The 19,166-nt window shown below is 70.8% G+C and carries 19 protein-coding genes; 11 read left to right on the forward strand and 8 right to left on the reverse strand.

Features of this window, described 5'->3' with window-relative positions:
* Nucleotides 1-107 precede the first annotated feature (107 nt).
* Together A6048_RS18255 and A6048_RS08975 are read left to right on the forward strand one after the other, a co-directional pair.
* Nucleotides 108-338, forward strand: coding sequence for a hypothetical protein (locus A6048_RS18255; RefSeq protein ID WP_146166354.1), 231 nt, complete (start codon nucleotides 108-110; stop codon nucleotides 336-338).
* A gap of 26 nt (nucleotides 339-364) precedes the next feature.
* Nucleotides 365-922 carry a GNAT family N-acetyltransferase gene (locus tag A6048_RS08975; RefSeq protein WP_107747506.1) on the forward strand — a complete coding sequence of 186 codons (558 nt, stop codon included), beginning with the start codon at nucleotides 365-367 and terminating at the stop codon, nucleotides 920-922.
* Nucleotides 923-926: 4 nt separating this feature from the next.
* On the opposite strand, the gene zapE is transcribed toward A6048_RS08975, so the two are convergent.
* Nucleotides 927-1,943, reverse strand: coding sequence for a cell division protein ZapE (gene zapE / locus A6048_RS08980; RefSeq protein ID WP_107747505.1), 1,017 nt, complete (start codon nucleotides 1,941-1,943; stop codon nucleotides 927-929).
* Nucleotides 1,944-1,993: 50 nt separating this feature from the next.
* On the opposite strand from zapE, the gene A6048_RS08985 reads away from it, so the two are divergent.
* From A6048_RS08985 to msrB, 4 genes are all read left to right on the forward strand, one after another.
* On the forward strand, nucleotides 1,994-2,740 hold the full coding sequence (locus A6048_RS08985; RefSeq protein WP_107747504.1) for a dihydrofolate reductase family protein: 747 nt from the start codon (nucleotides 1,994-1,996) through the stop codon (nucleotides 2,738-2,740).
* Nucleotides 2,737-4,254 carry an alpha/beta hydrolase gene (locus A6048_RS08990; protein ID WP_235027654.1) on the forward strand — a complete coding sequence of 506 codons (1,518 nt, stop codon included), beginning with the start codon at nucleotides 2,737-2,739 and terminating at the stop codon, nucleotides 4,252-4,254. The genes A6048_RS08985 and A6048_RS08990 overlap by 4 nt, the downstream gene beginning before the upstream one ends.
* An 84-nt stretch (nucleotides 4,255-4,338) precedes the next feature.
* Nucleotides 4,339-5,535: a glycosyltransferase family 87 protein gene (locus A6048_RS08995; protein WP_235027655.1), complete on the forward strand. Its 1,197-nt coding sequence runs from the start codon at nucleotides 4,339-4,341 to the stop codon at nucleotides 5,533-5,535.
* A 9-nt stretch (nucleotides 5,536-5,544) separates the two neighbouring features.
* Nucleotides 5,545-5,985, forward strand: coding sequence for a peptide-methionine (R)-S-oxide reductase MsrB (gene msrB, locus A6048_RS09000; RefSeq protein WP_107747502.1), 441 nt, complete (start codon nucleotides 5,545-5,547; stop codon nucleotides 5,983-5,985).
* Nucleotides 5,986-6,063: 78 nt separating this feature from the next.
* Here msrB and hemQ read toward each other — a convergent pair whose 3' ends face one another.
* Genes hemQ through hemE form a run of 3 tightly spaced genes read right to left on the reverse strand, consistent with a single transcriptional unit; the run spans nucleotide 6,064 to nucleotide 9,263 of the window.
* Nucleotides 6,064-6,759 (reverse strand): hydrogen peroxide-dependent heme synthase, encoded by a 696-nt coding sequence (hemQ, locus tag A6048_RS09005; RefSeq protein WP_107747501.1) that lies wholly within the window; start codon nucleotides 6,757-6,759, stop codon nucleotides 6,064-6,066.
* Between the two features lie 3 nt (nucleotides 6,760-6,762).
* On the reverse strand, nucleotides 6,763-8,145 hold the full coding sequence (gene hemG, locus A6048_RS09010; RefSeq protein ID WP_107747500.1) for a protoporphyrinogen oxidase: 1,383 nt from the start codon (nucleotides 8,143-8,145) through the stop codon (nucleotides 6,763-6,765).
* A gap of 2 nt (nucleotides 8,146-8,147) precedes the next feature.
* Nucleotides 8,148-9,263: a uroporphyrinogen decarboxylase gene (hemE, locus tag A6048_RS09015; RefSeq protein WP_107747499.1), complete on the reverse strand. Its 1,116-nt coding sequence runs from the start codon at nucleotides 9,261-9,263 to the stop codon at nucleotides 8,148-8,150.
* A 106-nt stretch (nucleotides 9,264-9,369) separates the two neighbouring features.
* Between hemE and A6048_RS09020 the strand changes: the two genes are divergently transcribed.
* Nucleotides 9,370-9,957: a DUF3000 domain-containing protein gene (locus tag A6048_RS09020; RefSeq protein ID WP_107747498.1), complete on the forward strand. Its 588-nt coding sequence runs from the start codon at nucleotides 9,370-9,372 to the stop codon at nucleotides 9,955-9,957.
* Complete coding sequence (locus tag A6048_RS09025; RefSeq protein ID WP_107747497.1) at nucleotides 9,954-11,192, forward strand: HRDC domain-containing protein; 1,239 nt, start codon at nucleotides 9,954-9,956, stop codon at nucleotides 11,190-11,192. Before A6048_RS09020 ends, A6048_RS09025 begins: the two co-directional genes overlap by 4 nt.
* An 87-nt stretch (nucleotides 11,193-11,279) precedes the next feature.
* Here A6048_RS09025 and dxs read toward each other — a convergent pair whose 3' ends face one another.
* The 3 genes from dxs to A6048_RS09040 all read right to left on the reverse strand — a co-directional run bounded on the left by dxs (nucleotide 11,280) and on the right by A6048_RS09040 (nucleotide 16,599).
* Complete coding sequence (gene dxs / locus A6048_RS09030; protein WP_107747496.1) at nucleotides 11,280-13,169, reverse strand: 1-deoxy-D-xylulose-5-phosphate synthase; 1,890 nt, start codon at nucleotides 13,167-13,169, stop codon at nucleotides 11,280-11,282.
* Nucleotides 13,170-13,285: 116 nt separating this feature from the next.
* Nucleotides 13,286-14,611 (reverse strand): class I SAM-dependent RNA methyltransferase, encoded by a 1,326-nt coding sequence (locus tag A6048_RS09035; RefSeq protein ID WP_107747495.1) that lies wholly within the window; start codon nucleotides 14,609-14,611, stop codon nucleotides 13,286-13,288.
* Entirely contained in the window at nucleotides 14,611-16,599 is a 1,989-nt protein-coding gene (locus A6048_RS09040) for an APC family permease (RefSeq protein WP_107747697.1), read from the reverse strand. Before A6048_RS09040 ends, A6048_RS09035 begins: the two co-directional genes overlap by 1 nt.
* 113 nt (nucleotides 16,600-16,712) lie before the next feature.
* Between A6048_RS09040 and A6048_RS09045 the strand changes: the two genes are divergently transcribed.
* Nucleotides 16,713-17,375, forward strand: a complete 663-nt coding sequence (locus tag A6048_RS09045) for a potassium channel family protein (RefSeq protein WP_107747494.1) — start codon at nucleotides 16,713-16,715, stop codon at nucleotides 17,373-17,375.
* 106 nt (nucleotides 17,376-17,481) lie between these two features.
* Nucleotides 17,482-18,141, forward strand: a complete 660-nt coding sequence (locus A6048_RS09050; protein WP_107747696.1) for a potassium channel family protein — start codon at nucleotides 17,482-17,484, stop codon at nucleotides 18,139-18,141.
* Between the two features lie 6 nt (nucleotides 18,142-18,147).
* On the opposite strand, the gene A6048_RS09055 is transcribed toward A6048_RS09050, so the two are convergent.
* Entirely contained in the window at nucleotides 18,148-18,924 is a 777-nt protein-coding gene (locus A6048_RS09055; RefSeq protein ID WP_107747493.1) for a hypothetical protein, read from the reverse strand.
* Between the two features lie 48 nt (nucleotides 18,925-18,972).
* On the opposite strand from A6048_RS09055, the gene A6048_RS09060 reads away from it, so the two are divergent.
* Nucleotides 18,973-19,161, forward strand: coding sequence for a hypothetical protein (locus A6048_RS09060; protein ID WP_107747492.1), 189 nt, complete (start codon nucleotides 18,973-18,975; stop codon nucleotides 19,159-19,161).
* Nucleotides 19,162-19,166: the final 5 nt, after the last annotated feature.

The following is a 19,166-nucleotide window of genomic DNA, read 5'->3' on the forward strand; positions in this document are numbered from 1 at the left end:
CACACGCCCCGGCTGACCGCCGGGGCGTCGTGCATTTCGCCGAGATCGCTCCCTGTTCGGTATGCCGCCGTGCTCGCCACGTGATGAAGACCACTCATCATCAGGGCATGTCCACTGCACACAAGCTCCCACATACGACGACGGTCGACTCGGTTCGTCTCGAGGACTTCCGGGGACGAGTGGTCGACCTCCGACACACCACGGGCATTCTCGTCGACCTGCGCCGCACGGCCACGGACACCTACGAGGTCACGATGGTCCTCGGAGGCGGGGACGACTCGGAACGGATCGTCATGGCCGGTGTGGGCGGCACCGAGAACCTGCACCTGCATGTCTGATGGCCGCGCCCCACTAAGCTCGTGGTGTGATCGTCCGCGTCGAGCCCGCAGTCGTGTCGGAACTCGACTCGATCGCTGACCTGGCGGCACGGACCTTCCCCTTGGCGTGTCCCCCGGGCCTGCCCCGGGAGGCCGTCGACTCGTTCATCGCCCAACATCTCTCGCCGGTGGCCCTGGGTAGCCATCTGGACACCCCCGGACACGAGCTCCTCACGGCCAGGGCGCCGGGGGGCGACATCGTCGGGTACGCACTTCTGCTCGACGGCACCGAGATGGATCCGACATGCGCCGGCCAGATCCTGCACCGACCCACTGTCGGGGTCAGCAAGCTGTACGTCGACCCCCGACACCACGGTTCGGGGGTCGCCGTCCTGGTGCTCGACGAGATCACCCGGAGGTGTTCCGGTCGTGGTGTCCGCAGCCTGTGGCTCGCCACCAACGTCGCCAACGTCAGGGCGCGCCGGTTCTACGACAAGCAGGGGTTCGCCGAGCGGGGAGTGCGCACCTTCGACGTGGGCGGTGTATCGAACACCGACGTCGTGTACGAGAAGGACCTGGGCGCGACGGCCCCGGTGTCGGACTGAGTGTTCAGCCTCCGACGGTGTCGAAGCGTGAGAGGGCGAGGAGTCGGGACGTGGCCCGGAGGTACTTCTTCCGGTAGCCGCCGGAGATCATCTCCTCGGTGAAGATCGCATCCAGCTTCTCCCCCGAGTTGCGGACGGGGATCCCCGCGTCGTAGAGGCGGTCCGCCAGGACGACGAGGCGGAGGGCGATGGCCTGGTCCGGTAGCGGTGCGACATCGCGCAGACACACCCTGGTCACCCCGTCGACGAGGCGGTTGTACTTGGACGGATGGAGGGTGGCCAGGTGTTCGCACAGCGCATCGAAGTCGTCCAGCGTCGCCCCGGGGTCCGCACCGGCGTCCGCCTCCAGATCGGCGTCGGACATCGGGTCGGGCGCCGGGGGCAGGTTCCGGTGACGGTAGTCGGGGCCGTCGACACGGATCGACTCGAAGATCCCCGACATCTTGCGGATCTCGCGCATGAAGTCCTTGGCGGCGAACCGTCCCTCACCGAGTTGTTCGGGAAGGGTGTTGGAGGTGGCTGCCACGCTGACGCCCGCGGTGGTGAGCTCCGCGAGCAGCCGGGAGACCAGCATGGTGTCACCGGGATCGTCGAGTTCGAACTCGTCGATGCACAGCACCGAGTGTCCGGAGAGTTCCTCGACCGCACGGTTGAACCCGAGGGCGCCCACCACGTGCGTCAACTCGACGAACGTGCCGAACGCCTTGGGCTCGGGACACGTGTGGTAGATCGAGGTCAACAGGTGGGTCTTGCCGACGCCGAATCCACCGTCGAGGTAGATCCCCATGCCCTCGACCGCCTTGGGTCGACGTCCGAACAACCCCTTCTTGGGCGCGCGACGGGACACGACCCCCTCCGCGAAGTCCTGACACGCCCTGACCGCGGTGGCTTGCGAGGGCTCCGCCGGGTCCGGGATGTAGGACTCGAAACTCACGTCATCGAACATCGACGGCGGGACCATCTGTGCCACGAGTTGGTCGGCGGGGACCACCGGGGTGACGTCAACGAGGCGAGAGACCATGCCGAGAGCCTATCGTGGGGCGACAGGCGTCAGAACGGAAGGAGCCCCAGGTGCTGTCGACCAGACCCCCAGCGCTCGACGACGACCCGGCGGCGCTCGACGCGATATGGACCGCCCTGCGCCCGGAACGCTCCACCGCGACTCCGATGATCCGTGCCGTCATGATCTCGTCCGTCGACGGGACCACCACCGTCGACGGCCGTAGCGGAGGGCTGGGAACGCCCACCGACCGCCTGATCTATGACGCGATGCGTGCCCGCGCCGACCTCGTCCTGGTGGGATCCGGGACAGCGTTGGCCGAGGGCTACGGTCCCGCCGAGGTGAGCCCGGTCTGGGCGGACAGGCGCACCGGCCCGGCACCCGTCATCCTGGTACTCACCCGGTCGTTGCCCGACCGGTTGATCGAGCTCTGTGCCGGCACCGGCGACCGGGTCCGGATAGCAGCAGCACACGACGTGGACCCCGAGCGCGTCGAGGCCGCGCGGGCGCGGGGTGTCACCGTGTACATACTGGACCCGGGTCCGACCGGCGCCGCGATCCGCTCCCTGCTGTCCGGCCTCGATGCCGGCGAGGTGGACTTCGAGGGTGGCCCCCGGCTCCTCGGGACACTGCTCTCGGAGGGCGCTGTGGATGAGCTCATCCTCTCGGTGTCGCCTCAGGTGATCGTCGGTGGCGACACCTCGGCCCTGACCTCGGGCCCCGGCAACGCCAGGGTTCCCATGCGGGTCGTCTCGGCGTTCACCTGCTCTCGCGGGGGCCTGTACACCCGTTGGGCAGTCGGCGAGGGCGTCCGTTGAACCGGATACGGCTGGCCCGGACAGCCGGTGCAGTGGTCTCGGCGCTGGCCGTGGCGGCTGCCGGATGTGCGCCGATACCCGCCACGGGGCCGCGGCTGGCCACCGGCGACGGACCCGGGCGTTCCCCCGGTACCGGCGGGGGGACCGAGCTCCTGGCCCCGCCCGACTGGGTCCCGCCGCGATCCGAACTCGACTGGATCCCCTGTGCGGACGGCGGTACCCGCGGGATTCCCGCGGACGCCCGCGTCGACTGCAGCCTGCTCGGCGAGACCCCGGTCCTCAGACTCACCACGGCGGACACCCCGGACGGTTCGGCTCCCCTCGTCGTGGTGGCCGGTCCCGGCAGTCCCGCCGACGAGCTCGCCATCCGGTTCGCCTCGGCTGGAACGGAGATCACGGCGTCACATCCGATCGTCATCGTGGACCACAAGGGACGCACCGGACCGGCCGGGACCTGCCTCACCCCCGCGGCTCGCCGGACCCTGGACGAGCTCGCCGATTCAGACGCGGACCCTGGCTCTCCGGAACTCCGCGGTGAACTCGCCCAGACCGCCCAGTCCTGCACGGACCAACTCGCGGGCCGGGAACTCGACTTCGGCGCCACCGGTGCCGCGGAGGACCTCGAGGAGCTCCGGCAGTCGTGGGATGTGCCGGGTCTCGCGGTGCTCGCCGTGGGAGCGGGCGCTCGCACGGCCCTGGACTACGCCGGGAGGCACCCCGGCCGGGTGTCGCTGCTGATCCTGGACTCGCCCGCCCCGTGGGACGGGGATCAGGAGACCGCCGCCCGATCCGCGCTCGACGGCTCCGACGCCGCGCTGCGCCTGTGGGCGGCGTCGTGCACCCGGACCGAATGCGGGCCGGGCGGCGCGGACGAGAGGGTCGACACGATCACCCGCGCCCTCGACGAGGCGCGGGATCCGGGCGCCCGCGTTCCGGCCGCACTCCTGTCCGACGTCATCCGGTCCGCACTCGCCGATCTGTCCGGGGCGTCCGCCGCCGACGCCTCCGAGGGGGACGTGATCCTCGGCGACATCGCGGCCTCGGCCCCCGGCACCGACGATCTCCCCTCCTCGGTGCGCGCCCGGGCGGAGGCGTTGTCGAGCTCGTCGCTCCGCTACGTGGCGGAGTGCTCCGACCTGCCCCGGCGGGTTCCGGTGAACCGCGTTCCGGAACTCGCCGCCGAATGGGCGGACGACGCACCGTTCGGGGAGATCCTGGCCGCTCAGCTGTCCGCGTGTTCGACCTGGCCCGTCCCGGGCCAGACCGTGGTCGAGCTGGCCGGTCCCGCTCCCGTGCTCCTGATGAGCGGGCTCGCGGACCCCGTCGCCGGTGCCGCCGCGCTGGAACCCACCGCGGGCATGCTCTCGGCCGCCGGGGCCGGCGACATCCGCACCCTCACCTGGGGCGCGCCCGGATCACGGGTTGTCCTCCACTCCGCGTGCGCCAGGTCCACCGTCACGGAGTTCCTCGCCGACCCGGACTCGGTCGAACGAGCCGTGGCCTGCCCCTCCTGACCGACCACCCGACGGGGCCGGACCGGCCCGGCCCACCGGGGCGCCTGCGCAGGGGACCGGGCCCGGGCCGGTAGCCTGCACACCGTGCCGCTGCCGACCCGAAGCACTATGTCCGTGCCCCGCCTGCTCAACCACATCCTGTGGCCGCTGGCGATCATGACCGTGATCCATCGCGTCCTGATCAAGGCCGTCAACGGGTCCATCACCAACGACTTCGGGACCGTCTACGCGGCGACCAGGCGTTTCCTGGCCGGTGAACCCGTCTACAGCGAGAACCTGCTCACGGTCCAGCCGCACTACCTCTACGCCCCGAGCGGCACGTTCCTGCTTGCCCCGTTCGGCGCCATCGACAACTACACGGTGGCGCGGTGGCTGTTCATCATCGTCAACACCGCGGCGATCATCGGCGCGCTGTGGCTGCTCATGCGACTGTTCGACCTCGACGTGCGGTCGTTCGCGGCCCCGGCGATCCTCCTGGGGGCCTTCTGGACCGAGGCGGTCACCAACACCCTGGTGTTCACCAACGTCAACGGCGTGATCTTCCTGTGCCAGGTGGCGTTCCTCTACCTGCTGCACCGCAGGCGGCTCTGGTGGGCCGGCGTGGCGATGGGACTGTCCCTGGCGATCAAACCGATGCTCGCCCCGCTTCTGGTCCTGCCGCTGATCCGGAAGCAGTGGCAGCCCTTCGTGGGCGCAGTGGCGATCCCCGCCGCCACCATGGCCGCGGGCTGGGCCCTCACCGTGGACGCCGGGCGGTACCTCGAGGTCACTGCGCCCTACATGGGCGAGGTCCGCGACTACTACAACAGCTCGATCGCCGGCCTGGGCCTGTACTACGGCGTCCCCGAACCTCTCGTCCTGGCCGCCCGCATCCTGATCGTGGTGGCCACCCTCGTCGCCGTGTGGCTCCTGTTGGACTACCGGCACAACCACGAGGTGCTGTGGCTCACCACCACGTCGGGTGTCATCCTGGCCGGGGTGTTCCTGGTCTCCAGCCTGGGCCAGATGTACTACTCGATGATGCTCATCCCGATCATGCTCTCGGTGGTCCTCGACAAGTCGCTGGTACGCAACTGGCCCGCCTGGTTGGCGGCATACGGGTTCTTCACCCTGGACTTCTGGGAGTCGGCCCGGTGGCCGTACTACGGGCGGTTGCTGGAGTTCGCCCATCCGACTCTCGGGTGGCTGCTGCTCCTGTCCACCGTGCTCGTGATCCTGCTGTGGCGGCGAACGGACCCCCGGCGGCACGAGCGGATCGCACCGGCTGCCGCGGCGGCGTAGCCTGCGGACATGAGTGAGCCCACCGACACCCCCTCAAACACGACGCAGCCGGACTTCACCCTCGACGACGCGGAGTGGCGCCGCAGGCTGACCCCCGAGGAATACCAGGTACTCCGCCGGGCCGGCACCGAGCGGCCCTACACCGGGGAGTACACCGACACCACCACGGAGGGCGTCTACCGTTGTCGCGGCTGCGGTGCGGAGTTGTTCCGCAGCGACTCCAAGTTCGAGTCGAACTGCGGTTGGCCCTCGTTCTTCACCCCGCTGGCCGGAGGGGCCGTCATCGAGCGGACCGACTCCTCCATGGGGATGACCCGGACCGAGGTGGTGTGCGCCAACTGCCACGGCCACCTCGGGCACGTCTTCTCCGGGGAGGGCTACCCCACCCCCACCGACCTCCGCTACTGCATCAACTCCGTGAGCATGACCCTCGAGCCGGCAGAGGACTGATCGCACGACGGAGGGGCCGGCCGGGACGTTGTGGTCCCGGCCGGCCCCTCGCGTGGATCCCCGCGGTGGTGTGACGCCTCAGGGCATCGTGGTGGCAAGCTGCTCGGCGCTGACCCGGGGCCCGGTGAAGAACGGGACCTCCTCGCGGACGTGACGCCGCGCCTCGGTGCTGCGCATGACGCGCATCAGGTCAACGATCCGGTCGAGCTGGGGGGCCTCGAAGGCCAGTAGCCACTCGTAGTCGCCGAGCGAGAACGACGGCACGGTGTTGGCCCGGACGTCCGGGTACTCGCGTGCCGCGCGACCGTGCTGGGCGAGGATCTGGCGGCGCTCCTCGTCGGGGAGCAGGTACCACTCGTACGAGCGGACGAACGGGTAGACCGAGACGTACGCACCGGGCTCCTCCTCGGCGAGGAATGCCGGAATGTGGCTCTTGTTGAACTCCGCGGGGCGGTGCAGCGCGGTGTTGGACCAGTAGGCCGTGCTGGCCCGGCCCAGGATCGTGGTGCGCCGGAACTCGTTGTAGAACCGCTGCAGGTCCTCGATGTGCTCCGCGTGGGTCCAGATCATGAAGTCGGCCTCGGCGCGCAGCCCCGAGACGTCGTACAGACCGCGCACCACCACGTCGGTGCCGTCGAACCGGGCGAGGAACTGCTCGAGGTCCGCGGTGACCGCGGCCCGGTCCTCCCCCAACTCCCCCGGCGTCACGGTGAAGACCGAGAACATGAGGTAGCGGAGCGTCGAGTTGAGCTTCTTGTAGTCAAGGCGTGCCATGGCTCAATCCTGCCACCTGGCGGACAACCGCCGAGCCGCGGCCCGTGCCGAACCGATGCAGGCGGGCACCCCGACCCCCTCGGTCGCTCCTCCGACCAACTCCACCCCGGGCAACCGGTCCGCCAGCTCGGCCCGCACAGCCGCGATCCGCTCGGTGTGGCCCGGACCGATCTCCGCGAGGGCGTCCTCCCAGCGTCGGACACGCGAGTACCGGATCGTCGGTGCGGATCCGCAGACCCCGGCCAGGGCCGATTCGGCCATCCTGGCCAACGCGATGTCGTCGGCGGTGAGTACGTCGTCGTCGTCGAGCCGCCCGAACGACACCCGCACCAGGTGTCCCGGGCGTGTGTCGAGGTGGGGCCACTTCTGACTGGTGAAGGTCATCGCCTTGAACGGGACCGGCTCGTCGGTGGCCACCAACACACCGGAGAGTTCGGGAAGGTCGAGCCCCCGGTCGGCCTCCATCGCCACCACGGCGGAGGACGCGGTCCGGATCCCGGACAGGCGGCTCACCGCGCCGTCCACATCACCGGCCGCCGCGAGGAGCGAAGTGGCGTGCGGGACGGGTACGGCGACGACGACGAGGTCCGCGTCCTCCACCCACGACCCGCGCGCGCCGGTGACCGTGAGCGCGTATCCGGTGGCCTCGCGATGGATCGCGGTGCAGGTACCGTGCGTGCGCACCACGGCGCCCGACGCCTCCACCAGGGCCGCCACCAGGCGCCGGTACCCGCCGTCGAGGGAGGCGAACACCGGTCCGGGGACGCGGTTGCCCACGAGGCCGGCGATGGCGGCGGTCAGCGTGGGCGCGCCGCGGTCCAATGCCTCGGCGAGACCGGGGATCACCTGCCGCAGGCCGAGTCCCGAGCTGGGGGCCGCGTACACCCCGCCGAGCATGGGATCGACGAGCCTCGCGACCACCGCGTCGCCGAACCGCTCGGCCACCAGTCGGCCCAGCGAGACGTCCCCGCCGGGCTCCCAGTCCAGAGGCGTATCGGTCTCGCGGGCGGCTATGGCCGATTCCCCCGGGGACAGGACACCGGACAGGGTGGCGGCGTCGGACGGCAGCCCCATGAGGGTCCTGACCGGCATCGGGACCAGTCGACCGCCGGTGAGGATCGCCGGTCCGAGCGGACCCGGATGCCTCAGGGTCTCGGAGAGACCCAGTTCGGCGACAAGTTCGGTGGCCTCGGGACGGCGGCCGATGAAGGCCTCGGCCCCCAGTTCCATGGGGCCGGAGGGGAAGTCGACGGTGTGGAGCGCCCCGCCGACCGAATCCGACGCCTCGAGGATCGTGATCCGGGCACCGGGCAGGTCCAGGGCGAGCTGGTAGGCGGCGGTGAGTCCGCTGAGACCGCCCCCGACCACCGCGACACGTGGGGCCACCCCTACTTCCCGGTCAGCTCGTGGACCAGCTCCACCACGTGGGTCACGGCGCCCGGGTCGGTGGCGGGCAGGACACCGTGCCCGAGGTTGAACACATGCCCGCGGGCGCCCAGTTCACGAGCCCGTGCCCCCTCGTCGAGGATCCTGCGGACCTCGGAGTCCAGAGCCGAACGGTCGGCGAAGAGCATCGCGGGGTCGAGGTTGCCCTGGAGGACCTTGCCCGGCACGCGACCGGCGGCGTCGTCCAGCGGGATGCGCCAGTCCACGCCGACGACCTCCGGGCCGGCCTCCCCCATCGCACCGAGCAGCTCCCCGGTGCCCACACCGAAGTGGGTGCGGGGAACCGTGGAGATGACCTCGTCGGCGAAGATGCCGGCGGAGTGCGGCAGCACCATCGAGCGGTAGTCACGCAGGCTCAGCGCCCCGGCCCAGGAGTCGAAGAGCTGGACAGCGTCGACGCCGGCGTCGATCTGCGCCCGCAGGAACACCGTCGTGAGGTCGGCGAGCTTGGACATCAACGAGTTCCAGAGGTCGGGACGCGAGTACATGAGCGACTTGGTGTGCTCGTGGTTGCGGCTGGGGCCGCCCTCGATGAGGTACGAGGCCATGGTGAAGGGGGCGCCGGCGAAACCGATGAGAGCGACCTGCGGGTCGAGTTCGGCCACCACCATGCGGACGGCCTCGCCGATCTTCTCGAGTCGGTCCGGGGTGAGGTCGGGAAGTGCGGCGACCCCGGCCTCGTCGCGGATCGGCTCGGCCACCACGGGCCCGGTGCCCGGCACGATGTCGATGTCCACACCCGCGGCCGCGAGCGGGATGACGATGTCTGAGAAGAAGATCGCGGCGTCCACTCCGTGGCGGCGGACCGGCTGCAGCGTGACCTCGCAGGTCATCTCGGGATCGAAACAGGCCTCGAGCATCGTGCTCCCGGCCCGCAGCTCGCGGTACTCGGGCAGCGAGCGACCCGCCTGACGCATGAACCACACCGGGGTGTGCGCGGCGCCGGTGCCACTGACTTCGTCGAGGTAGGGTCCGGTCCCGGCTCGGCGCGCGGTGGCGCGCCCGGAGCCCTGGGTGTCAACGGACCTGGGATTCGAGGGCACATCGGAGTTCAGCACACCCCCATGGTCCCATGAGTTCGCCACCGGGGCCGTTCACCCCACCCCGGTGGGCGACGGCGCGCCTCCTCGGGAGGCCGCGGGGTGGTCGCTAGCGTGACGACCCGTGAGCACATCGGTCAATGACGGCGAGCCCGAGGTCTTCCGGGAAGCGGTCGAGTCGCTGTCCCGACTCGAGGTCCGCCCGGAGATCTCCGTCGGCCCGATCCGTCCGCCGCAGAGACTGGCGCCGTACAGTCACGCGCTCGGGGTCGAGATCATCCCGCCGACCGGGGACGACGTGCCCGAGTTCTCCGACGGTGACGCCTTCGGCCGTCTGATCCTCCTGCACGACCCGTCCGGGGACGACGCGTGGAACGGCACACTGCGCCTGGTCGCCTACATCCAGGCCGACATGGAGGCATCCCTGGCCGGCGATCCCCTCCTGCCCCAGGTCGCCTGGAGCTGGCTCACTGAGGCGCTCGACGAGGACGCCGGTCCCTATACCTCTCTCGGCGGGACGGTCACCAGCACGGCGTCGGTCCGGTACGGCGACATCTCCGGCCCGCCCCAGGCACACCAGCTCGAGCTTCGCGCCTCGTGGACCCCACTCGAGCCCGACCTGACCGGCCACGCGGCCGCGTTCTGCAAGACCCTCGCGCTGGCCGCCGGACTACCGCCCGTCGGCGTGACCTCCCTCCACCGTCGGGCGTGAGCGGCCACCGTCGCGGAGAGACCCCGCCCGGGGCGCCGCCTCCCCCGGCCGAGTACGAGTTCGTGGACGACGCCTCCGGCATCGAGTCCGTGGCGTCCACCCTCGAGTCCTCGGCCGGCCCCGTCGCGGTGGACGTCGAGCGCGCATCCGGGATCCGCTACTCAGAGCGTGCCTTCCTCCTGCAGTTGCGGCCCACCGACGGCCCCGCCCTGTTGGTGGACCCGGAGACCCCGGGGCAGACCGTCGGGCCGCTCGCGGACATCCTCTCCCGACGCCCTCTGCTCCTCCATGCCGCGAGCCAGGACCTGCCGTCGCTCCGTGACCTCGGGATCAGGCCGACCTCGCTGGTCGACACGGAGCTGGCCGGCCGGTTCCTCGGCATCGAGCGGGTGAACCTCGGAGCCATGATCTCCGAGCACCTGGGCATCGGCCTGGCCAAGGCGCACTCGGCCGCGGACTGGTCGCGGCGCCCGTTGCCCCCGGCGTGGCTCGACTACGCCGCATACGACGTGCTGTTCCTCCACGAACTGGCCGACGCGGTGCTCCCCCGTCTCGACGAGCTCGGCCGTCGCGAGTGGTTCGAGGCCGAGTGTCGACACCTCGTCGAATCCGATCCGGCACCGGCGGCCGCGGATCCCTGGCGGAGACTGTCCCGGCTGGCCTCTCTGCGCGACACCCGCCAGATCGCCCGGGCACGCGAGCTGTGGATGGCGCGCGACCGAGTCGCGGCGGAGCGGGACATCGCTCCCAAGAGGTTACTCACCGACGCGGCGATCATCGAGGCCGCCCGCACGGCGCCGACGAACCGCGCCGACCTCTTGGCGATCGACGGATTCGACGGCCCGCACCGCAGACGACTGGCGGACGAGTGGCTGGCGGCGCTGGAGTGGGCCGCCGAACTCGGGCGGGGCGACCTCCCCGCCCGTCAGGCGCCGCGCGGTGAGCACCCTCCGCACACCACGTGGAAACGGACCGACCCTGAAGCGGCAGCGCTCCTGGACGGCGCGCGCGAGGCGATCGGTGCTCTCGCCGAGGAGCTGGGTATCGAACAGGGTCTGCTGCTCAAGGCGTCGACGCTACGACTGTGGGCGTGGCGGGCGGCCACCACCGAGCCCGCCGATGACGCCGCGCTCCTGCACCGGGTGCTGCAGGAGGAGGGCGCCCGTGGATGGCAGGTCGAGCTGACGGAGACGCCGCTGCTGCGCGCGGTGCACGAGTTCAGGTCGCAGAGCTAGGGGCGGGCGCCCGCGGTCCGGCAGACGCGGTCCAGCCGACATGGCTCAGCCGACGCGGTCCAGCCGACGCGGTTCAGCCGACATGGTTCAGTCGTCGACCCGTTCCCCGAGGCGTCCGCGGATCCCGTCTGCGATCCCCTCCGGGGTCAGCCCGGCGTCGGCGAGGACCTCGCCCCGCGAGGCGTGGTCGAGAAACTCCTGGGGGATCCCGAGTGCCAGGCGGTCGACCCGGACGCCCGCGCGCTCCAGACTCGCCGAGACCGCTGATCCGACACCGCCGTGGAGTCCGTTGTCCTCGACGGTCACCACGAGCAGTCGACCCCGGGCGGAATCGACGATCGAGTGCGGAACCGGGTAGACCCACCTCGGGTCGACGACATCGACCGACACGCCCTCGGTGTGGAGTTCACGTGCCGCTGCCATTGCGGGCACGACCATCGAACCGACGGCGACCACCAGGACATCGGCGTCGCCGGTGCCGTGTACCCGGTCGACCCCGTCGGCTGTCGTCTCGAGTGCGGGGACGGGCTCACCCACCGAGCCCTTGGGGAAACGGACGACGGTGGGACCGTCGGTCACCTCGACGGCCTCACGGAGCTCCGTGCGGAGGGTGTCGGCGTCGCGCGGTGCGGCCACCCGTACCCCGGGGACGATCCCCGTCAGAGACAGATCCCACATGCCGTTGTGGCTGGCGCCGTCCGGACCGGTCACGCCAGCGCGGTCGAGCACGAGGGTGACCGGCTGCCCGAGCAGGGCGACGTCCATGAGGAGCTGATCGAACGCACGGTTGAGGAAGGTCGAATAGACGGCCACCACCGGGTGCAGGCCTCCGAGCGCAAGTCCGGCTGCTGAGGCCACGGCGTGCTGCTCGGCGATGCCCACGTCGAACATCCGGTCCGGGAAGCGGTCTCCGAAGGCGGTCAGCCCGGTCGGCCCGGCCATGGCCGCGGTGATGGCCACGACGTCGTCCCGTTCGGCACCGATCTCGCACAGCTCGGCGGAGAAGACCGACGTCCAGTCCACCGCGGACGAGGCCGAGAGCGGGCGGCCGGTGTCGGGGTCGATGACCCCGGTCGCGTGCATGAGGTCGGCCACGTTGTTCTCCGCGTGGACGTAGCCCATGCCCTTGCGGGTGACCACGTGAACCACCACGGGGCCGCCGAAGTCCTTGGCCAGCCGCAGCGCCGCCTCGGTGGCCGCCAGATTGTGTCCGTCGACCGGTCCCATGTACTTGAGGCCCAGGTCGGCGAACAACTCCTGCGGGGAGACCACGTCCTTGAGGCCGGTCTTGATCCCGTGCAGGATCGAGTAGATGGCCTTGCCCACGACGTCCTTCCGGGCGCCGAGCGTGCGCTTGGTGTGGTCCATCGCCTTCTCGTAGGCGGGCTGCAGTCTCAGCACGCCGAGACGATCGGCCAGGCCACCGATCGTGGGTGAGTACGAACGCCCGTTGTCGTTGACGACGATCACCATGGGCCGGTCCTTGCCGGCCGCGATGTTGTTGAGCGCCTCCCAGGCCATCCCACCGGTCATCGCGCCGTCGCCGATCACGGCCACGACCGTGCGGTCGGTCTCCCCGCGAAGGGAGTACGCCTTGGCCAGGCCGTCGGCGTAGGACAGCGACGAGGTGGCGTGCGAGGACTCGACGACGTCGTGCTCGCTCTCCGCACGGCACGGGTATCCGGACAACCCGCCGCGCGTGCGGAGGCCGTCGAACTGGTCCCGCCGGCCGGTGAGCATCTTGTGGACGTACGACTGGTGTCCGGTGTCGAAGATGACGGGGTCCCGTGGGGAGTCGAAGACCCGGTGCAGCGCCACGGTCAGCTCGACCACTCCCAGGTTGGGACCGAGGTGACCGCCCGTGGCGGAGACCTTCCGGATGAGGAACTCCCTGATCTCGCCGCAGAGCCGAAGCAACTGGTCGGGTCCGAGTGCCCGGAGGTCGGAGGGGCCGTTCACCTGATCGAGCACACTCATTGCTGTCGACTGCCCCTTCCCTGGCCGCACCCCGCGGGGTCGAGCCAACAGTCTACGGGCAAACGTCACGCGACCCCCTGGCGGTCCGCCGGTCGAGACCTGCGGAAGCGACGGGATCAGGACATCCGGGGTGGATCGAGGACGGCCAGCCCCTCCACGTGATGCGTCGCGGGGAACGCGGCCACGCCTCGCAGATCCACCAACGTCCACCCCGCCGCCACGAGCACGCCGACGTCCCGGGCGAGACTGGCCGGATCGCATCCGATGTGGATGATCCGCGACCGCGTCCGGCCCGAGAGATCGGCCATCACGTCGATTCCTGCGCCGCCCCTGGGTGGGTCCAGGATCACGAGATCGGGTGTGCCGGGCCGGCCGGGATCCCCGTCAGTACGAGCGAGGAACGCCTCGACCCTCGCACACACCGTGACGATTCCGGGCCCCGTGTCGAGCGCGGTACCGGCCGCCCCCGACGAGGCGCGTGAGGACTCGACGAGGGTCACCCGCGCACGCGGGGAGACGTCGAGGACCGCTGCGGAGAACAGGCCCGCTCCCCCGTAGAGATCCCAGACCACCGGCTCGGCCGGGAGCCCGGGGGCGCCGGACACCGCCTGGCGGACGAGATCTGCGTAGTGCGTCGCGGCCGACCTGTGTGCCTGCCAGAAGGCGTCGACCGGTAGCCGCCAGGTGTGTTCGCCCACCCGCCGGGTGACGGTGGAGGGGCCCGACACGAGCTCCCACGCCCCGGGACGTGAGGACCGGGCCCGTGCGCTGGTCGCGGCGCCCTGCCGGGACCGACGATCGCGCCCCCGCGTCACCGGGTCGGTGACCCGTCGGTGTGCCACGTGGACCTCGCCGTCGTCCCCCAGAACCCCGAGGACCTCCCGGTGCGGCCCCACGCCCGCGGCCAGCACCGCCTCCGCGATCCGGGGGTCGGCCTGGACACAGGGCACGGTCACCACGTCGCGGGACCGGGACCGACGGACGCCCGGAACGCCGTCGGCTCCGGTCACCCATCGGGCCACCGTCCGCCAGCCGGTACTCGCGTCGTCGCCGGCGGGAACCCCGACCGGAACGCGATCGGCGGTGGAGTGGATCCGCCCGATCCGGCTGGCCTGTTCGGCCAGGATCCTGCCGGAGAACCCCCGGGCGGCCACCGGATCGATGTGGCTCCAGTCGCAACACCCGGCGCCCGCAGCCGCGGCCGGGCAGAGCGGCTCGATCCGGTCCCTGGAGCTCTCGAGCACGCCGATCACGGTTCCGCGGCAGAAGGCGCGGCCCGGGTCGTCGTCGACCACGACCTCGACCAGTTCGCCCGTGATCCCGCCCCGGCAGAACACCACTCGGCCCTCGTGCCGGGCCACGAACTCGCCCCCCTGCGCGGGACCCTCGATGCGCAGGCGGAGCACACGCCCCGTCCACTCGGTTCTCTCCGTCTGAGTCATCAGTCCTCCGGTCCACCCCAGCGCCCGATGATGGGCTCGTCGCGCGCCTGCTCCGCGCGGCCGTCCGAGGACGACAGCTGCCACGGGACGCTGGTCACCATGACACCCCTCTCGTACAGCAGGCGGGACTTGAGTCGCAGCGCGCTCTGGTTGTGCAGGAGTTGCTCCCACCAGTGGCCCACCACGTACTCCGGGATGTACACGATCACGACGTCTCTCGGCGACTGGTCGCGCAGTCGCTTGACGTAGTCCACCACCGGCCGGTTGATCTCCCGGTAGGGCGACTCCACCACCTTGAGCGGCACGGTGATCCGCCGCTTCTCCCACTCCCGGACAAGGACGCGGGTCTCGGCCGTCTCGATGTTCACCGTCAGTGCCTCGATCGTGTCCGGTCTGGTCGCCCGCGCGTAGGCCAGGGCCCGGAGCGTGGGCAGGTGGAGCTTGGACACCAGCACCACACAATGCGTCCGGCTCGGCAGGACGACCTCCCAGGACGAGTCCTCGAGCTCGCGCGCCACCGACTCGTAGTGACGGTGGATGAGTTTCATCACCCCGAACACGGCCAGCATGGCCAGTACCGCGATGTAGGCGCCCGCGAAGAACTTGGTGCCCATGACGATCACCAGCACACCGGAAGTGAGCACGAAGCCGACCGCGTTGATCGCCCGCGCGCGCTGCACCCGTCGCCGGACCGCCGGGATCTGTTCGCTCTCCAGGCGCCGCGTCCAATGGCGGACCATCCCGAGTTGGCTGAGCGAGAAGGCCACGAAGACACCCACGATGTAGAGCTGGATGAGCACGGTGACCTGCGCGTCGAACGCCACCACCAGGACGATCGCCGCCACTGCGAGCAGGACGATCCCGTTGGAGAACGCCAGGCGGTCACCCCGTGTGGCGAGCTGCCTCGGGAGGTACTTGTCGCGCGCCAGCACCGAGGCGAGCACGGGGAATCCGTTGAACGCGGTGTTCGCCGCGAGCACCAGGATGAGTGCGGTGATCGTCATGATCACGTAGAAGGCGAGCGGAACTCCCGCGAAGACCGGGTCCGCCAGTTGCGCGATCATCGTCTTCTGCTGGTAGTCCTCCGGTGCACCGATCAGTTGCGCGGTCGGGTCCTCCGCGATCTGCACCCCGAGTTGGTTCGCCAACACGATGAGCCCGAGCAGGAACGAGATGGACACCACCCCGAGCATCACGAGCGTCGTGGCGGCGTTCCTGGCACGGGGACTGCGGAACGCGGGAACACCGTTGTGGATGGCCTCGACCCCGGTCAGTGCGGCGCAGCCGGAGGCGAAGGACTTGGCCACGACGAACGCGAGGGCGAGCCCGGTGACCGCCACGCCGTCGGGAGTGACGAGCTCGAAGTCCGCGGACTCCGCCCGCAGTTCGCGGCCCAGCACATCCACCTGGAACAGCCCCCACACCACGAGCGCCGCCATCGCCGCCATGAACGCGTACACGGGGATCGCGAACATCGCGCGGGACTCCCGGATGCCCCGCAGGTTGATGGCGGTGAGCAGGACGATCGCGATCACGGCGAACACGACCTCGTTCGAGTACACGAACGGGATCGCCGAGCCGATGTTCGCGGCCGCCGCAGAGATCGATACCGCCACGGTGAGCACGTAGTCGATGAGTAGGGCCGCCCCGACCCCCAGCCCCGCGTTCGGCCCGAGGTTGACGGTGGCGACCTCGTAGTCGCCCCCGCCGGACGGATAGGCACGGACGTTCTGGCGGTAACACGCGATCACGACCACCATGACCCCCGCCACCGCGAGCCCGACCCACGGCGTGAACGCCAGGGCCGACAAGCCGGCCAGCGACAGGATGAGGAAGATCTCCTCGGGGGCGTAGGCGACCGAGGACAGCGCGTCGGAGGCGAACACCGGTAGCGCGATCCGCTTGCGCAACGGGGTGTCGCCGGTCGTGTCGCTGCGGAAGGGGCGCCCCAGCAGGAGGCGCTTTGTTCCTACGGAGACCTTGGAGATCCTGGACACCGACACATCGTAGGGCTCCGCGTGCCGCAGGGACAGCGCCGTCGACGAGGGTAGCGTGATCCACCGTGTCCGCGCGTCGCGGACCGTGAGGAGCGGTACTCGCCATGAGGGTCATCATCATGGGCTGTGGGCGCGTCGGGGCGGCGCTCGCGACCGAACTCGACGAGGGCGGTCACGAGGTGGTGGTGATCGACCGCGACCCCGCGGCGTTCACCCGACTGGCCGCGGAGTTCGGCGGCCGCACCGTCACCGGCCTGGGGTTCGACCGGGAGGTGCTCGTCGACGCCGGACTCCACGGGGCGGACGCGTTCGCCGCGGTCTCCTCCGGGGACAACTCCAACATCATCGCCGCGCGGGTGGCCCGCGAGACCTTCGGCGTCGAGCGGGTGATCGCCCGGATCTACGACGCCGGACGCGCCGAGGTCTACGAGCGACTGGGTATTCCCACCGTCGCCACCGTCCCGTGGGCCACCGGCCGCCTCATCCGGTACATCACCGCCGGCTCGAGCCCGGTCGTCTGGCGGGACCAGACCGGTGAGGTGTCGTTGGTCGCGATCGTCGCGCCGTCGGTGTGGGTGGGGACCGCTCTCGCCTCGCTCGCCGAGGTGGTCGGCGGAAGCGTCGTGGCGCTCACCCGCTTCGGCGAGTGCCGGGTCCCCGACGGCGTCACGCTCGTCCAGGCGGATGACCTGATCCACCTGGCCGTCCCCTCCGGGGTGGTCGACGGCCTCGACGACACCCTGCAGCGAGGACCCACTGATGATTGACCGGCCCGTACCCGACGATTCCGTCCCCGACAGCCCTGTCCCCGACTACGCCGACGGGGCCGGCCTGCTGGAACGCGCCCCCGCCCGCACGTTCCACTCCTCCACCATGCGGGTGCTGGTGGCCGGGGCCGGCGTGGTGGGGCGATCCATCGCGCGCGAACTCCTCGCCAACGACCACCACGTCACGCTCGTCGACAAGCGCGCCGCGGTCTTCGATCGTGACGGGGTGTCCGGCGCCCGGCAACTCGTCGGGGACGCCTGCGAGTTGAGCTTCCTCGAGCGACTGCGGGCGGAGGAGGCCGATGTGGTGGTGGCGGCCACCGGAGACGACAAGGCGAACCTGGTCGTGAGTCTGCTGGCCAAGACGGAGTTCGCGGTGGCCCGTGTCGTCGCCCGCGTCAACGATCCCCGGAACGAGTGGTTGTTCGACGACCGCTGGGGAGTCGATGTGGCGGTCTCCACCCCTCGACTCATGGTCTCCGTGGTGGAGGAGGCGGTCTCCGTCGGGGACGTCGTGCGGCTGATGACCCTGCGGCGCGGCGGCGCCAATCTCGTGAGCGTGACCCTGCCGGACCAGACCCCCCTCGCGGGCAGACCGGTCTCCCGGGTCCGGTTCCCCCGCGACGCGGCGCTGGTGGCGATCATCCGCGGGGGCAGGGTGATCGTCCCGGAGCCCGACGTGCCGTTCGAACCAGGCGATGAGTTGCTCGTCGTTGCACCGGAGGCCGCCGAGGCCGGCTTGAGTGACGCGGTCCTCGGAGGCTGACCCCGTTCACCGAACCCGGGCGGCACCCCCGGGAACGGTGACGGCGACCTCGCGACCGTAGTCCCAGCCCGGAGCGAGGGGCAGGGCGTCACCGCTCCAGAATCGGCCGGGGTCGTACCAACTGGCGTCGCCGGCCGGTAGCAGGACGCCCATCGCCTCGAGTGTCATCCCCACGACCTCCGCGCAGTAGGCCGCCTCCATTCGCAACGCCGGGCCGGTGTCCGCTCGCCGGCGCCACGGGAGGCCGATACCCCGGCGACCTGATGCCTCGTCGTCGTCGCCACTTCCCGATCCGCGCCCCGCACCGACGTCCCGGTCGGCCGGGTGGCGTCCCCGCGCCGCCCTCGGCCCCCCAGCCCACTGTCCCCGCGCCCACCGTGCGGTGAGACGCCCCGCCGACGGGAACGACACCCCGTTGAGTCGGGCGATCGTCTCCAGGAGCGCGTCCTCCTGCGCGGTACCGATCTCCGGGGTGATCTGGCGGAACCACGCCCGTTGGCCGTACGGCCCGGTCCACTGCCGGACCGCCGACTCGAGGTCGTGGAGCTGGACCCCCCGTTGTCGACGCCCCGTCCACACGTCGGTCAACGCGCGCCCCATCTCCGCGTGCCAGAGCAGCGGGGGCATGTCGTCGAGGACCACCGCCACCCCCACGTGGTTCACGGGAGAGTTGGTCAGGGTCTGGATGAGTCGGTCGGCGGTCGTGCGCCCGCGGAACAACCACAGGTCCCCGGTCCGGGTGCGGTGGGCCGCGGCGGCCAACGGGACGGTGTCGAGGCTCATGGTGCGATCCTGCCAGCCGGTCCGGCGTGAGGACCTACCCTTGCTCCCATGGCACCCCGCGGACGGCAGTGGCTCAAGATGGTCGGCGCGGCCGGAGTGGTCGGCGTCGCGGCCACCGGCATCCTCGCCGCGCGTACCGAACGCCGGAGGCAGGCGTACGAGCCTGAGGAGATCCGGGAGCGCCTGCACCAGCGTTACACCCGCATCCAGTCCCGCCGGGAGAGCGGCACCGACTGACACCC

The sequence above is a fragment of the Dietzia psychralcaliphila genome (genome assembly GCF_003096095.1).
In the GTDB taxonomy this organism is placed as follows: Bacteria; Actinomycetota; Actinomycetes; order Mycobacteriales; family Mycobacteriaceae; genus Dietzia; species Dietzia psychralcaliphila.

Excerpts from the sequence above, each read along its gene's own strand:
- A6048_RS09060 (WP_107747492.1), top strand. The coding sequence starts at position 18,973 with ATGGCACCCCGCGGACGGCAGTGGCTCAAGATGGTCGGCGCGGCCGGA.
- zapE (WP_107747505.1), bottom strand. The coding sequence starts at position 1,943 with ATGGTCTCTCGCCTCGTTGACGTCACCCCGGTGGTCCCCGCCGACCAA.
- msrB (WP_107747502.1), top strand. The coding sequence starts at position 5,545 with ATGAGTGAGCCCACCGACACCCCCTCAAACACGACGCAGCCGGACTTC.
- A6048_RS09050 (WP_107747696.1), top strand. The coding sequence starts at position 17,482 with ATGCGGGTGCTGGTGGCCGGGGCCGGCGTGGTGGGGCGATCCATCGCG.
- dxs (WP_107747496.1), bottom strand. The coding sequence starts at position 13,169 with ATGAGTGTGCTCGATCAGGTGAACGGCCCCTCCGACCTCCGGGCACTC.
- hemQ (WP_107747501.1), bottom strand. The coding sequence starts at position 6,759 with ATGGCACGCCTTGACTACAAGAAGCTCAACTCGACGCTCCGCTACCTC.
- A6048_RS09035 (WP_107747495.1), bottom strand. The coding sequence starts at position 14,611 with ATGACTCAGACGGAGAGAACCGAGTGGACGGGGCGTGTGCTCCGCCTG.
- A6048_RS09045 (WP_107747494.1), top strand. The coding sequence starts at position 16,713 with ATGAGGGTCATCATCATGGGCTGTGGGCGCGTCGGGGCGGCGCTCGCG.
- A6048_RS18255 (WP_146166354.1), top strand. The coding sequence starts at position 108 with ATGTCCACTGCACACAAGCTCCCACATACGACGACGGTCGACTCGGTT.
- A6048_RS09055 (WP_107747493.1), bottom strand. The coding sequence starts at position 18,924 with ATGAGCCTCGACACCGTCCCGTTGGCCGCCGCGGCCCACCGCACCCGG.